Annotated in this window: 10 protein-coding genes and 1 pseudogene; 9 read left to right on the top strand and 2 right to left on the bottom strand. The window is 71.9% G+C overall.

The genetic code is table 11. The features are described 5' to 3' along the window. The first annotated feature begins 709 nt into the window (after positions 1-709). Complete coding sequence (locus O1G22_RS02020; protein WP_270079673.1) at positions 710-1,504, top strand: SAM-dependent methyltransferase; 795 nt, start codon at positions 710-712, stop codon at positions 1,502-1,504. Positions 1,505-1,737: 233 nt separating this feature from the next. On the opposite strand, the gene O1G22_RS02015 is transcribed toward O1G22_RS02020, so the two are convergent. Next, the gene (locus O1G22_RS02015; protein WP_270079672.1) at positions 1,738-2,670 is read right to left on the bottom strand and encodes a DUF6262 family protein; all 933 of its coding nucleotides are present in this window, start codon (positions 2,668-2,670) and stop codon (positions 1,738-1,740) included. Positions 2,671-2,699: 29 nt separating this feature from the next. Between O1G22_RS02015 and O1G22_RS02010 the strand changes: the two are divergent. After that, a pseudogene (locus O1G22_RS02010) lies at positions 2,700-2,832 on the top strand (2-phosphosulfolactate phosphatase); the annotation flags it as partial. 14 nt (positions 2,833-2,846) lie between these two features. Here the strand turns inward: O1G22_RS02010 and O1G22_RS02005 are convergent. Then, positions 2,847-3,572, bottom strand: a complete 726-nt coding sequence (locus tag O1G22_RS02005; RefSeq protein ID WP_270079671.1) for an alpha/beta fold hydrolase — start codon at positions 3,570-3,572, stop codon at positions 2,847-2,849. Between the two features lie 154 nt (positions 3,573-3,726). On the opposite strand from O1G22_RS02005, the gene O1G22_RS02000 reads away from it, so the two are divergent. The 7 genes from O1G22_RS02000 (at position 3,727) to O1G22_RS01970 (ending at position 12,674) form a co-directional block, all read left to right on the top strand. Beyond that, positions 3,727-4,533 carry a PaaX family transcriptional regulator gene (locus O1G22_RS02000; RefSeq protein ID WP_270079670.1) on the top strand — a complete coding sequence of 269 codons (807 nt, stop codon included), beginning with the start codon at positions 3,727-3,729 and terminating at the stop codon, positions 4,531-4,533. Between the two features lie 143 nt (positions 4,534-4,676). After that, a complete protein-coding gene (locus O1G22_RS01995; protein ID WP_270079669.1) occupies positions 4,677-5,744 on the top strand; it encodes a cupin domain-containing protein in 1,068 nt (355 codons plus the stop codon). Further along, complete coding sequence (locus O1G22_RS01990) at positions 5,741-6,574, top strand: fumarylacetoacetate hydrolase family protein (protein WP_270079668.1); 834 nt, start codon at positions 5,741-5,743, stop codon at positions 6,572-6,574. The genes O1G22_RS01995 and O1G22_RS01990 overlap by 4 nt, the downstream gene beginning before the upstream one ends. Before the next feature lie 2 nt (positions 6,575-6,576). Then, entirely contained in the window at positions 6,577-8,187 is a 1,611-nt protein-coding gene (locus O1G22_RS01985) for an FAD-dependent monooxygenase (RefSeq protein ID WP_270079667.1), read from the top strand. Continuing rightward, positions 8,184-10,307 (top strand): acetate--CoA ligase family protein, encoded by a 2,124-nt coding sequence (locus O1G22_RS01980; RefSeq protein WP_270079666.1) that lies wholly within the window; start codon positions 8,184-8,186, stop codon positions 10,305-10,307. The genes O1G22_RS01985 and O1G22_RS01980 overlap by 4 nt, the downstream gene beginning before the upstream one ends. Beyond that, entirely contained in the window at positions 10,288-11,958 is a 1,671-nt protein-coding gene (locus O1G22_RS01975) for a (2,3-dihydroxybenzoyl)adenylate synthase (protein ID WP_270079665.1), read from the top strand. Before O1G22_RS01980 ends, O1G22_RS01975 begins: the two co-directional genes overlap by 20 nt. Further along, entirely contained in the window at positions 11,955-12,674 is a 720-nt protein-coding gene (locus O1G22_RS01970) for a maleylpyruvate isomerase family mycothiol-dependent enzyme (RefSeq protein ID WP_270079664.1), read from the top strand. Before O1G22_RS01975 ends, O1G22_RS01970 begins: the two co-directional genes overlap by 4 nt. Positions 12,675-13,053: the final 379 nt, after the last annotated feature.

Below are 13,053 nucleotides of genomic sequence, written 5' to 3'. Positions count from 1 at the left end.
GGATGTCCTGGCCGCGCGTGACTGGTCCGATGCTTCCGCCGTTCGTGGCGGTGTGAGCACTCGGCCGTGGATCGTGGACGACGACTTGTGGGCGCTGATCGAACCGCTGCTGCCGCCCTGGCCCGAGCGGTCGCCGGGGCCACGGCCGGTGGCAGACCGACTCTGTCTCCAGGGCATCCTCTACGTCCTCTACGACGACATAGCCAACTGCCGCCGCTGGAGCTGGGGTTCGGCTCCGGACAGACCTGCTGGCGCCGCCTGGAGCGGTAGCAGCAGGCCGGGGTCTTCGACCAGCCGCACCGCATCCTGCTCGCCGAACCGAACGCGGCCGGCGAACTCGACTGGTCCCGCGCATGCGCGGACGGCTCCCACATCCGCGCGATCAAGGGGGTGCCAACACCGGTCCGCCGCCGGTCGGCCGGCGCAAGACGGCCATGGCGGCGGTATCAGGGAGTCGCGTGCCTCCACGGCTGTGGCCGGCAAGCGAGTGGTGCAACTGACAGGAACGGCGCGAGACAACCTCATGAAGATCTTTTGCTGAGGACGACCCCCCGATCGCCCGGACTCCAGCAACTCGACTCCGCGTGATTCGGGGCCCATTGACGATCGGCATGGCCGCATCGCCATTGAAGATCCAATCTTCAGGGGCGAAGGGCGCTACAAGCCTCTAAGTTGGGAAGCGACAACTGGCCAACCCGGGGAGCCCCCTGTGTCGATTGAACGCCCGCCCATCAACAGCAGCGTGCCGCACTCTGCCCGCATCTGGAACTACTGGCTGGGCGGCAAAGACTGCTACGAGATCGACCGGCAGGTCGGTGACCAGATCGCCGCGGCCAACCCGGGGATTCTCGACACTGCCCGGGCACAGCGGGCGTTCCTCGTTCGAGCGGTGGAGTACCTCGTCCGCGAAGCCGGCATCCGCCAGTTTCTCGACGTGGGCACCGGCCTGCCCACCGCGGACAACACCCACGAGGTCGCCCAGCGTCTGCTGCCCGAGGCGCGGATCGTCTATGTCGATCACGACCCGGTCGTCCTGGTGCACGCGGAGGCGCTGCTCACCAGCACACCCGAGGGCGTGACGGACTACATCGACGCCGATCTGCGCAACCCGGAGGGAATCCTCGAACAGGCCGCCAAGACACTGGACTTCACGCAGCCTGTGGCGTTGATCCTGCTGGGTATTGCGGCACACGTCACGGACGACTCTGTGTACGGCATCGTGGACCGGCTCGTCGACGCCCTGCCGTCCGGCAGCTACCTCGTGTTCTGCGACAGTACCGACGTCATCCACCCCGAGCAGCAGCGCGCCATGGTCGAGCAGTGGAACGAGGCGAGCGACAACCCTCGCGTCAACCGCAGCCCGGAACAACTCGCCCGATTCTTCGACGGCCTGGACCTGCTGGAGCCCGGCCTGGTTTCGACGTCTCGGTGGCGCTCCGCGTCGAATGGCACTGAAGAACCGGCTGAAGTCGACAACTTCGGTGGCGTGGCTCGCAAGCCGTAGCCCTGGCTGTGGCGGGGTGATGTGACATCGCACCGCCACAAGGCCGCCGCCGCTGAGGCGGCGGCCTGTGTCATGTCCGTGTTCGGCAGGGCCGTCGTCCTGCCGGAGCGGGCGCCCATCGGAAAAGCCTCAGCCAGGTCGTCCCCCGGTTTGATCGTGGGGAAGGGTTCCAGCGCTAACGCCGAGATCGACGAAATGATCACGTTGGTCTCCGGGGCCGAGGTGGGCGGAGGTCATGACGGTGCCTGTTCGAGATGCTGGGCTTCGAGGTCGGGTGCAGCGTGCGGTGTCCCTGAGTGAGCTTCTGGACGCGGCGCTTGAGATTGGTGTTCTCGGCACGAGCTGGTGGGCGGACTCGCCGGGGACCGCCTGTCAGGCGTCGCGGATCTGGCATTGAGTGCGCGCTCGCGCGAGGACGCCTCGATCGGCTCGTGCACGTCCTGGGCGTCCTGTACCTGCCGTTTGCGGTGGTCGGCCGTGGCCTGCTGGGCGAGTGCGCGAACCTCGGCGTTCTCGTAGAGCAACGTCGCGGAGACGCCGGCCCGCTCGGCGGCGGCCCGGACGGTCACCCGGCCGCGTTCGCCGCGGAGTTGATCGAGTGCCTTTTCGACCTGGGTGAGTTTGTCCCGGGTCTGCCGACGCCGGGCGGCGATGGCGGCCGCGGTGGAGGCAGGCGTCGATGTCACGCTGCCTCGCCTCCGTCGAGTTGGTGGTCTGGTCGGCCAGGTCCAGGGCCTGGAAAGCGGTGGCCCAGCCGTGGCCGAAGTAGTCCTGGGCCTGCGCAGGTCGAGGGCGAGGGTCTCCTCCAGTAGGTCGGCGGCCTCCACGGCCATCGCCGGGCCGTCGATCGCGTGGGCAGTGCACTCGAAGACCTCGTGCAGGTAGTCGGCGGTCGCGCTGTCGGGCGCACCCTCAGCGAGCATCCGCCACTGTTCGCGTCTGCGGTGCCCGTGGACGAGGCCGGCACCGGACAGCACGATGCCGGGCTCGGAGGCGCCGGGCAGGTGACCCAGAGAGCGGTGAGGGCGCTGTTCAGGCCGGGCGGGGGCCATCTCGTCGGAGATCTGCCCGAGGTAGTGCTTGACGTGGACGAGGTCGGCGCGGTTCTTGAGCAGGCGTGTTGTCGCGGACGAACCTTGCGACGCACGTAGCCGGAGGTGTCGCATTCCGAGACGATGTGATGCGGATCACCTTCAAAGGTGGTCTGCCCGCGCCCGGGTTCGACGCCGTCAACTCGCCGGGCCTGCTGCGGTCTCTTGACCTTGGCGGACGGACCGTTGTGCAGAAGACCACGGCAGGGACGGTCGGTGCCCTTGCCGTCAGGGAGACGTCGCCTGGGGGCCTACGCCTTGAGGAGTGCGGCGGTGAGTTCGTCGGGGCGGGTGAACTGTGCCTCGTGGGTGCCGGTGTACTCGATGACAGGGGTGTCCGGGCCGAGGCGGTGCGGGAAGCGGGGGGTCCAGCCGTACTCGCCCGGCGGCAGGGCCAGGTCCTCGGTGCCGACGACGTACGAGACGGGGACGCCGAGCGCGGCCGGGTCGATCGGGGTGACCGTCTCGGTGAAGTAGCGCAGAGGTTGGGGGACCAGCAGCCCGTGGACCAGGCGCTGGGTGCGCTCGTCGCCGTCCTGCATGAAGGCCGCTGTGAAGACCTCGTAGGGGAAGACGATGGTGTCGTTGCCGGACGCGGCGGCGAGCTGCCGGAACATGTCGGCGTAGTGCGGCGGGACCTCGTCCATCAGGGACCGCCCCTCCGCCGGGACGAACGCGCTCCAGTAGACGAGCTTGCGCAGGCGTGGCGCAAGGCGTGGGGCCGCCGCGGTGAGCGGGTAGCCGCCCCAGCTGTGCCCGACCAGGGTGACGTCCTGCAGCTCGTGCCGTTCGACGAGGTCGGCCACGAAGTCGCCGACGTCGGCCAGGCCGTACTGCCGCGGGTCGTCGCCGTCGGCGAGGCCGGGCAGGTCCGGGGCCAGGACGCGGTGACCGGCGGCGCGCAGCCGCTCGGCCACCAGTCGCCAGGTCCAGCCGCTGTGGCAGGCGCCGGATATGAGGACGAAGGTCTCTGTCATGGCGTCTCCTTCGATGCGAGGAGTGAGGCGAGAGCGACGCGAGAAGTGCCGCCTCGAAGACGGCCGTCGCATGGGTGAAATATCGGTCGCCTGTGAGACGATCGTCAAGAGGTTGACACGTATAGGGGGTCCGGCAGGGGCCCGGGAGGTGCTTGTGAAGCCGCGGTCACTGGTCTTCGACCTGTTCGGCGACTATCTGCGCTATCGGGGCGGCGACGTCCGGCTGCGCGCCCTGGTTGCACTGATGGACTGCTTCGAGATCCCCGAGAGCACCGTGCGAGTGGTCGCCGCCCGGATGCGCAAGGAGGGCTGGCTGGACAGCCGTCGTGACGGCAGGGAGACCGTCTATGCCCTCACGGACGCGTCCTGGCGGCTGCTCGACGAGGGCCGGGAGCGGATCTTCCGGCGCGCGCCCGGTCCGTGGGACGGCCAGTGGCACATGGTCATCTACTCGGTGCCCGAGGCCGACCGGGCGCTGCGGGAACAACTGCGCAAGAAGCTGTCCTGGCTGGGCTTCGGCCTGCTGTCGGCCTCTGTGTGGATCAGCCCGCACGACCGGGTCGCCGAGGTCAGGGAGAGCTTCGCCGACCAGCCCGCGGCGCGGATAGACGCGCTGCACGCCCGCTCCGAGGGGGCGGCGGCGGACCGGGACATGGCGGCCCGCTCCTGGGACCTGGCGGCCCTGAACAAGGAGTACACCGAGCTGCTCGACCGCTACCGGCCCCGCCTCGCCGGCTATCGCGCGGGTGGGCTGCGCGGCCGGGACGCGCTGGTCGAGCGCATGCGCCTGGTCCACGACTATCGCATGTTCCCCTTCCGGGATCCCGACCTGCCGCCCGAGTTGCTGCCTGAGGGCTGGGCCGGCCGGCTCGCCCACGAGATGTTCCTGGAGGCCCATGGGCTGCTGCGGGCGGAGGCGGAGGGGTATGTGGACGAGGTGCTCGGCGGTACCAGGGGCTGATCGGGGCGGTGTGACATGCGGTCCGGGTCGTACGAGCGCGACCCGGAGGGCTCTACCCGGAAGGAATGCGTTTCAAAATCTAGACGGCCGTAGTTTCAATGTCGTACGTTGGGCTCAGGTAATCCCGAAGGAGTGAGTCCGCCGTGACGATCACCGAGGAACGCGCCGCCCTGGAGCAGCTCTACGCCGACTTCGAGGGCGCGCATCTGGCACCGCTGTGGACCCAGCGCGAGGGTCTGATGACGGGGGTGCCGCAACCGGACGCCGTACCCGCCCTGTGGCGCTGGTCGGTGCTCCACCCGCTCGCCGCGCGCAGCGGTGACCTCGTCCCCGTCGGCCGGGGCGGTGAGCGCCGCGCCATCGCGCTGGCCAACCCGGGCCTGCCCGGCACGGCGTACGCCACCCCCACCCTGTGGGCCGCGATCCAGTACCTCGGCCCGGGTGAGGAGGCGCCCGCGCACCGGCACACCCAGACCGCGTTCCGCTTCGTGGTGGAGGGCGAGGGCGTGTGGACCAACGTGGAGGGCGACCCGGTGGCCATGCGTCGCGGCGACCTGCTGCTCACGCCTGGCATGCACTTCCATGAGCACCACAACACCACCGACCGGCCCATGGCCTGGATCGACGGCCTGGACATTCCGCTGGTCCGCCAACTCGACGCGGGATTCTTCGAGTTCGGCCCGGACCAGCTGGCCACCCGTGCCACCCCGGCAGCGTCCCGTAACGAGCGCCTGTGGGGTCACCCGGGCCTGCGTCCCGTCGGTGCCCCCGCCACGCCCTCCTCCCCGCTCATGGCGTACCGCTGGGAGCACACCGACGCGGCGCTCGCCGCCCAGCTGGAGCTGGAGGAAGAGGGCTACCCGGGCGTGGTCGAGCCCGGCCACGCGGTCGTACGGTTCACCGATCCCGCCACCGCGCGCGACGCCCTGTCCACCATCCGCACCGAGATGCACCGTCTGCGCCCCGGCACCCGCACCGCCACCACCCGGGTGGTCGGCTCCGCCGTCTGGCAGGTGTTCGACGGCACCGGCACGGTCGAGGTCGGCGACCGGCGCTACGACGTCGCCCAGGGCGATCTGTTCGCCGTTCCCTCCTGGGCGCCGGTCACGCTGACCACCGAAGACGGCCTGGACGCCTTCCGCTTCTCCGACGACCCCGTCTACGAGGCCATCGGCCTCGCCCGCACGCACCGAAAGGAGCCGTCCGCATGAGGCTCGCCACCATCCGCACCCCCGACGGCACCCGTGCCGTCCGCGTGGACGACTCCGCCGCCGTCGAGATCGGCGCTCACCCCGACCTGGGCGCACTGCTGCGCCGCCCCGACTGGCGCGCCGAGGCGGCCGCCGCGAACGGCCCCCGCCACGACCTGGCCGGCCTGGACTACGCGCCCCCCGTCCCGTCCCCCGAGAAGATCGTGTGCGTCGGGCTCAACTACCGTAACCACATCCTGGAGATGGGTCGGGAACTGCCCGAACACCCCACGCTGTTCGCCAAGTTCGCCCGCGCACAGGTCGGCGCATACGACCCGGTCGTGCTGCCCGCAGGCTCCGACGCGGTGGACTGGGAGGCCGAACTCGGCGTGTACATCGGCTCCGAAGTGCGGCACGCCACGCCCGACGAGGCTCGCGCCGCGATCGCCGGGTACACCGTCGTCAACGACGTCACCGCCCGCGACTTCCAGTACCGCTCGCCGCAGTGGCTGCAGGGCAAGACGTTCGAGGCCGGTACGCCGGTGGGGCCGTGGCTCGTGGTGACGGACGAGACGGATGAACAGCGGCCGTTGTCACAGGAATTGACCTGTATCGTCGACGGCGAGCTGATGCAGAAGGCCGACACCGGCGACCTGGTCTTCGACCCGGCGGCCCTGGTCGCGTACATCTCGCGGATCGTCACCCTCGCCCCCGGCGACCTGATCGCCACCGGCACCCCCGGCGGCGTCGGCCACGCCCGCAGGCCCCCGCGCTATCTGACCGAGGGCAGCGAGCTGGTGACCCGGATCGAGGGCGTCGGCGAGTGCCGCAACACCCTGGTGAGGGGCTGACCATGCGCATTGCTGTCGTCGGCGGAGGCCCGGGAGGGCTGTTCTTCGCCACCCTGGTCCGGCAGGCCGACCCGTCCGCCGAGGTGACCGTCTTCGAACGCAACCGGGCCGACGACGCGTTCGGCTTCGGCGTGGTGTTCTCCGACCGCACGCTCGCCGGCATCCACGACGCCGACCCCGTGCTCCGCCAGGCACTGGACGCGCACGGCCGGCACTGGGACGACATCGAGGTACGGCTCAAGGGCGAGCGCATCCGCTGCGGGGGCAACGGCATGGCCGCCCTTGTCCGCCGCACCCTCCTCGCCCTGCTCCAGGAGCGGGCCCGCGACCTGGGCGCGGACCTGCGCTTCGAGACCGAGACGAGCCTGGACGACCTGGCCGGCTACGACCTCGTGGTCGCGGCCGACGGCACGTCGTCGCGGATCCGCGAAGCCTTGGCCGAGCGTCTGGAGCCGGCCTTCGACACGGCGACGGCCAAGTTCATCTGGTTCGGCACGGACTACATGTTCGACGGACTCACCTTCGTCCACGAGCGTGGCCCCCACGGCGTCTTCGCCGTGCACGGATACCCGATCAGCGCGGACGTGAGCACGTTCATCGTCGAGACCGACGAGACGACCTGGCGGGCGGCGGGCCTGGACGCGTTCGACGTCAACCGACCGCCCGGCCCGAGCGACCTGGCCACCAAGGCGTACCTGGAGGAACTGTTCGCCGACCAGATCGACGGACGCCTGCTGCTGGTCAACAACTCCCGCTGGAGCAACTTCCGCACCCGCCGCACCCGCCACTGGTACGTCACCGAGCCCCGCCCGGTCGTCCTGCTCGGCGACGCCGCGCACACCGCACACTTCTCCGTCGGCTCCGGCACCAAGATGGCCATGGAGGACGCGATCGCCCTCTCGGCAGCCCTCACCAAGCACGCCGGCGACCTTCCGGCCGCCCTTGCCGCCTACGAGGCCGCCGCCCGGCCGTCGGTGGAGGCGATCCAGAACGCGGCCCGGCCGAGCCTCGGCTGGTGGGAGCACTTCGGCGCGTACCACGACGCCTTCGAGCCGTGGCAGTTCGCCTACCACTTCCTGTCCCGCAGCATCACCGACGGGCGACTGGCCAGGCGTGCGCCGGACTTCGTGCAGGCCAGCCATGATCGGTGGCGGGCCGCATACGGGGCCGAGCCGCTGTGCACCCCGCTCGACATCGGTGGCTGGCGGCTGCCGGGCCGGACCGTGGTGGTCGAGGCCGACGCCGAGGGCGTGGTGGCCCGTCCCGCGATCGGCGCCGGGACCGCTCTGCCTCTACGGGCGTCCGCGCCGAGTACCGGCACACTGTGGGGGGCACGGATCACCGCGCCCGCCGAGGTGTCCGCTCTCCCCGCCGCGCGCGAGGCGCTCGCGGCCCTGGCCGGGGCAGGCCCGGCGCTGGTCGCCGTGTGCGGCGGCAGCGCGTACACCCGCGCCCTCCTCACCGAACAGACCCGGCTGCGCCACCGGCTGCCCGCGCTGCTCGTCGACGACACGCTGGACCGCGACCGTGCGGTCACGGCGGTCCTGTCGGGGCGCACCGACCTGGTCGGCGGCGCCGCCGAGACCGTCGCGGAGTGGGAGGTGACCCGATGACGGCCATGGCATCGGCTGTGGCCTCCACGGCCTGTGAAGAAGCCACCACGCGCGACGGTCTCGGCGCGCTCTTCGCCCCCCGCGGCATCGCCGTCGTCGGCGCCTCTCGCGACCCGGCGAAACTGGGCGCCGCGCTGGCCCGCTCGGTCGCCGGGTTCTCCGGGCACATGGCGTTGGTCAACGCGCGCGACCCGGAGCCGGCCGCCGGGCTGTACGCCTCGGTCGCCGAGGCCGCCGAGCACGGCCCCGTCGATCTCGCCCTGATCTGTCTCCCGGCTGCCGCCTGCGCGGACGCCGTCGCCGAGGCCGCCAAGGCCGGGGCACGGGCCGTCGTGGTCTACGGCGGAGGGTTCGCCGAGGCCGGAGCGGACGGCGAGCGACACCAGCGGGAACTGTCCGAGGTCGTCGAACGCACCGGGATCCGGCTGCTCGGCCCGAACACCTCCGGGTTCCTCACCCCCGGCCTCACGGCGAGTTTCGTGCCGGGCGCGGCCGAGGTGCCCGCCGGCCGGATCGCTGTCGTAGCCGCCAGCGGAGGCGTGAATCACGCCCTGGCGTTCCTGCTCGGCGAGGCCGGGCACGGCGTGAGCCTCGCGGTCGGACTCGGCAACAGCGCGGACGTCACGACCGCCGACGTTCTCGACCACCTGGCCGACGACCCGCACACCGGCGCGGTCGCCCTGCACATCGAGTCCGTCGCCGACGGTCGGCGGCTGACCGAAGCGGTCGCCCGGCTCACCGCCACCCGCCCGGTCGTCGCGCTCGTCGTCGGCCGCCACGACGTCGGCGCCTTCGCCGCCTCCCACACCGGCGCGCTCGCCACCTCCTGGCGCACCACCCGCGCCGCTCTCGCCCAAGCGGGCGCCGTGCTGGTGGACGATGAACGCGAACTGGTCGACGCGGTCGGCGCGTTGTCGCTCGTACGGCTGCCTGCGGACGCCGACCCGGGAGTGGGCGTGGTGACCGCACAGGCCGGGCCGGGACTGCTCCTCCTCGACGAGCTGCGCGGGCGCCGCGCCGCCGTACCCGAGCTGACCGCGGGCATCCGGCGTGAGCTGGCCGACGTACTGCCACCGCTGACCTACCAGGCCAACCCGGTCGACACCGGTCGTCCCGGTCCCGGATTCGCCGCCGTTCTGAACGCGGTGGCCGCCGACCCGGCCGTGGACCTGATCGCCGGGTACGCGCTGCACGAGCCCGGCGCCTTCGACCTGGTCGAGGCCGTGGACGCGGTGCGGGGGAGTGTGCCGTTGGTCCTCGGGGTAGGCGGCGCGGGCGAGGACGTACGACGCGTGCGCCGCGCCCTTCTCGATCGGGGCGTACCAGTGGCCGCCGACCCGCACGGGCTCGCCGCCATGACTGGCGCGCTGCTCGCCGACGCGCGCGCCCGCAGCCGTACGACGGCGGCCCTCGCCGCTCCCGCGCGCGTGGACGTCGGCCCCGGCCCCTGGGACGAGGACCAGGCCAAGACGCTCCTCGCAGCGATCGGCGTGCCGACCATGCCCCGTCGGGCTTGCGCCGACCGCGACGAGGCCCACCGGGCGCTGGCCGAACTGCCCGGCCCGGTGGCGGTCAAGCTTCTGGACGCTGCCGTGCTGCACAAGACCGAGATCGGCGGGGTCCGGCTCGGCGTGCGCACGCCAGAGGAACTGGACGAAGCCCTGGACGCGATCGAGGCGGCGGGAGCACCCCGCTTCCTGGTGGAGTCCATGGCCCCGGCCGGCGTGGACCTGGTGGTCGGCGCCCGCCGGGACCCGGTCTTCGGCCCCGTCGTCCTGGCCGGCCTCGGCGGTACCACCGCCGAAGCGCTGGCGGACGTCGGCATCCGGCTCGCCCCGCTGAGCGCGGAGGAGGCTGCGACCATGCCCGCCGAGCTGGCCGGACACGTCCTCCTGGACGGCTGGCGCGGCGGTCCCGTACTGGACCGGGCCGCTCTCGGCGAGGTGGCGGCGGCCCTGGGCGACCTGCTCGCCGCCCATCCGGTACTCGCCGAGATCGAGATCAACCCGCTGCGGATCACCGCTCAGGGCCTCGTGGCGCTGGATGCTGTGTGTATCGCGGCTGAAACCACTGAGCCGTCGCAAGAAGAGGTGGTGACTGATGGCCGCACCCATCAGTGAGGGAACGGTTCCCTGGCCGAAGGCCGACGCCGACCGCTATACGACGGCCGGATACTGGGCGGGCCGCCCGCTGGGCGATCTGCTGCGCGAGAGCGCCGACCGCACACCGGACGCGACCGCGCTCGTCGACGGCCACCTCCGCCTGACCTACGCCGAACTGGCCGCCCGCGCCGATTCGTTGGCCCTGCGACTGCTCGGCCTCGGGCTGGTGCCCGGCGACCGGATCGTGGTCCAGTTGGCCAACGGCTGGGAGTTCACCGTCCTGACCTGGGCCTGCCTGCGCGCCGGGATCGTGCCGGTGATGGCCCTGCCCGCGCACCGCCGCCTCGAACTGGCCTACCTGGCCGCGCACTCCGAGGCCGCCGCCATCGCCGTACCCGACCGGCTGCGGGACTTCGACCACCAGGCGCTCGCACACGAGCTGGGCAAGGAAGCGCCGGGTCCGTGGCACGTCCTGGTCGCCGGTGACGACATCGCACCGGGGAGCCTGGACCTGCGCGCCCTGTGCACCCCCGGGGCGGACCCTGCCGCCGACCGGGCCGGACTCGACGCCCTCGCCCCCGCCGGCCGTGACGTGGCGGTCTTCCTGCTCTCCGGCGGCACCACCGGCCTGCCCAAACTGATCGCCCGCACCCATGACGACTACGCCTACAACGCGCGCGCGAGCGCCGAGGCAAGCGCGGTCGACCATGAGGCCGTCTACCTGGTGAGCCTGCCCGCCGGGCACAACTTCCCGCTGGCCTGCCCCGGCATCCTGGGCACCCTGCTGGCCGGCGGCCAGGTGGTGATGCTGCCCAGCCCGGAACCGGTGCGTGCCTTCGCCACGATCGCGGCCGAGGGGGTCACGCACACCGCCGTCGTCCCGGCCGTCGCCGGCCGCTGGCTGGAACACGCCGAGCAGCACGGGGCCGAGCAGCTGGGCAGCCTGCGCGTGCTGCAGGTCGGTGGCTCCCGGCTCGCCGACGAGCTGGCCCGCCGGGTGCGCCCCGTACTCGGTACGACACTCCAGCAGGTGTTCGGCATGGCCGAGGGCCTGCTCAACTTCACCCGCTTGGACGACCCCGAGGAGGTCATCTGCGCCACGCAGGGCCGCCCCATGTGCCGAGACGACGAGGTGCGGTTGGTCGACGAACTCGATCAGGACGTCCCCGAGGGCGAACCCGGTTCCCTCCTCACCCGCGGCCCCTACACCCCCCGCGGCTACTACCGCGCCGCCGAGCACAACAAGCGGGCGTTCACCGAGGACGGCTGGTACCGCAGCGGGGACATCTGCCGGCGCACGCCCGAGGGCAACCTTGTCGTTGAGGGCCGGGACAAGGACATGATCAACCGAGGCGGGGAGAAGGTGTCCGCGGAGGAGGTCGAGAACCTGGTCTACGAGCTCACCGACGTCGGTCAGGTGGCGGCCGTGGCAATGCCCGATGCCACCCTGGGTGAACGCGTCTGCCTCTACGTCGTCGCCGCACCGGGGCGCCCCGCCCCGACCCTGGAAGCGATCCGCGCCGCCATGGAGAAGGCCGGGGTGGCCCGCTTCAAGCTGCCCGAACACCTCGTGGCGGTGGAGGAGCTGGCGGCCACGAAGGTAGGCAAGATCGACAAGAAGGCGCTGCGCGCGGACATCGCGGCACGGATCGGGAACGGGACCCCATGACCACCCGGACCACTCGCCACGACCTCACGGTCACCGTGCCGTGGATGCGTGAGGGCACGGCCGTGCTGACGCGCGTGGCCGACGGCCTCACCGACGACGACCTCAGTGCCGCGAGCGCCCTCCCGGGCTGGACCCGCGCTCATGTCATCGGGCACGTGGCCCGCAACGCCGAGGCCCTGACCCGCCTGGCCACCTGGGCCCGCACCGGCGTCCCCAACCCGATGTACGCCAACCGCGGGCAACGCGCCGCCGAGATCGAGTCCTCGGCGACTCTCCCGCCCGAGGTCCTGCGGTCCCAGCTGACATCCACGGCGGCGGAACTGGGGGACGCGTTGGCCGCCCTCGACGCGACGACGTGGCAGGCGGAGGTCAGGAGCGCGTTGGGACGCACCGTCCCCGCCGCCCAGATCCCCTGGATGCGGGTGCGTGAGGTATGGCTGCACGCGATCGACCTGGCATCGGGAACGACCTTCGCGGACCTCCCCGCCCCCCTGACCGACGTCCTCCTCGACGACGTCACGGCCACCCTCTCCACCCGCCCCGTCTGCCCGGCCGTCCGTCTCGCCCCGACCGACCGGGACCGCACCTGGGACGTCGGCCCGACACCGGCCGAGCCCCGGGCCGTGATCGAGGCACCGGCGTCAGAACTACTGGCCTGGACGACCGGCCGCACACCCCGCCCTACCGCCCCGGTGACCCTGCCAACCTGGCTGTGACGCACCACGGCAGCGCACCTGCGCCGAAAGGGAGTCGGCTGCTCTCCTCCGCACTCGGCAGACCGCACCCTGCTGGACACTCCCTACGAGATACGTCGGCCGCCGCAGTGACCCAGCCACACGCGCCGGGGTGTGCTTCGAGGAGATGGGACGGGCCCACGCCCTCGTCGAGGAGTCCGGTGTGCTGATTCACCAGGCGGTCGGGGGTGCCGCGTTCCTGCCGCGAACCAGGCGAGGCGGCGTTCAGGCAGGACCAGTGGGTGGCGCTACGTTCATGGGTGCAGGTGCCGTGGGCGAGGGCCAGCGTGTCGATGACCTCTGGGCCGCGGCCGTGTTCCTCGGGTGTGCCCGTCCGTGCTCACGCGGGGCCGGGCCGCCG

It is taken from the genome of Streptomyces camelliae (assembly GCF_027625935.1).
Lineage (GTDB): Bacteria > Actinomycetota > Actinomycetes > Streptomycetales > Streptomycetaceae > Streptomyces > Streptomyces camelliae.
This window is presented reverse-complemented; position numbering and strand designations above follow the sequence as displayed.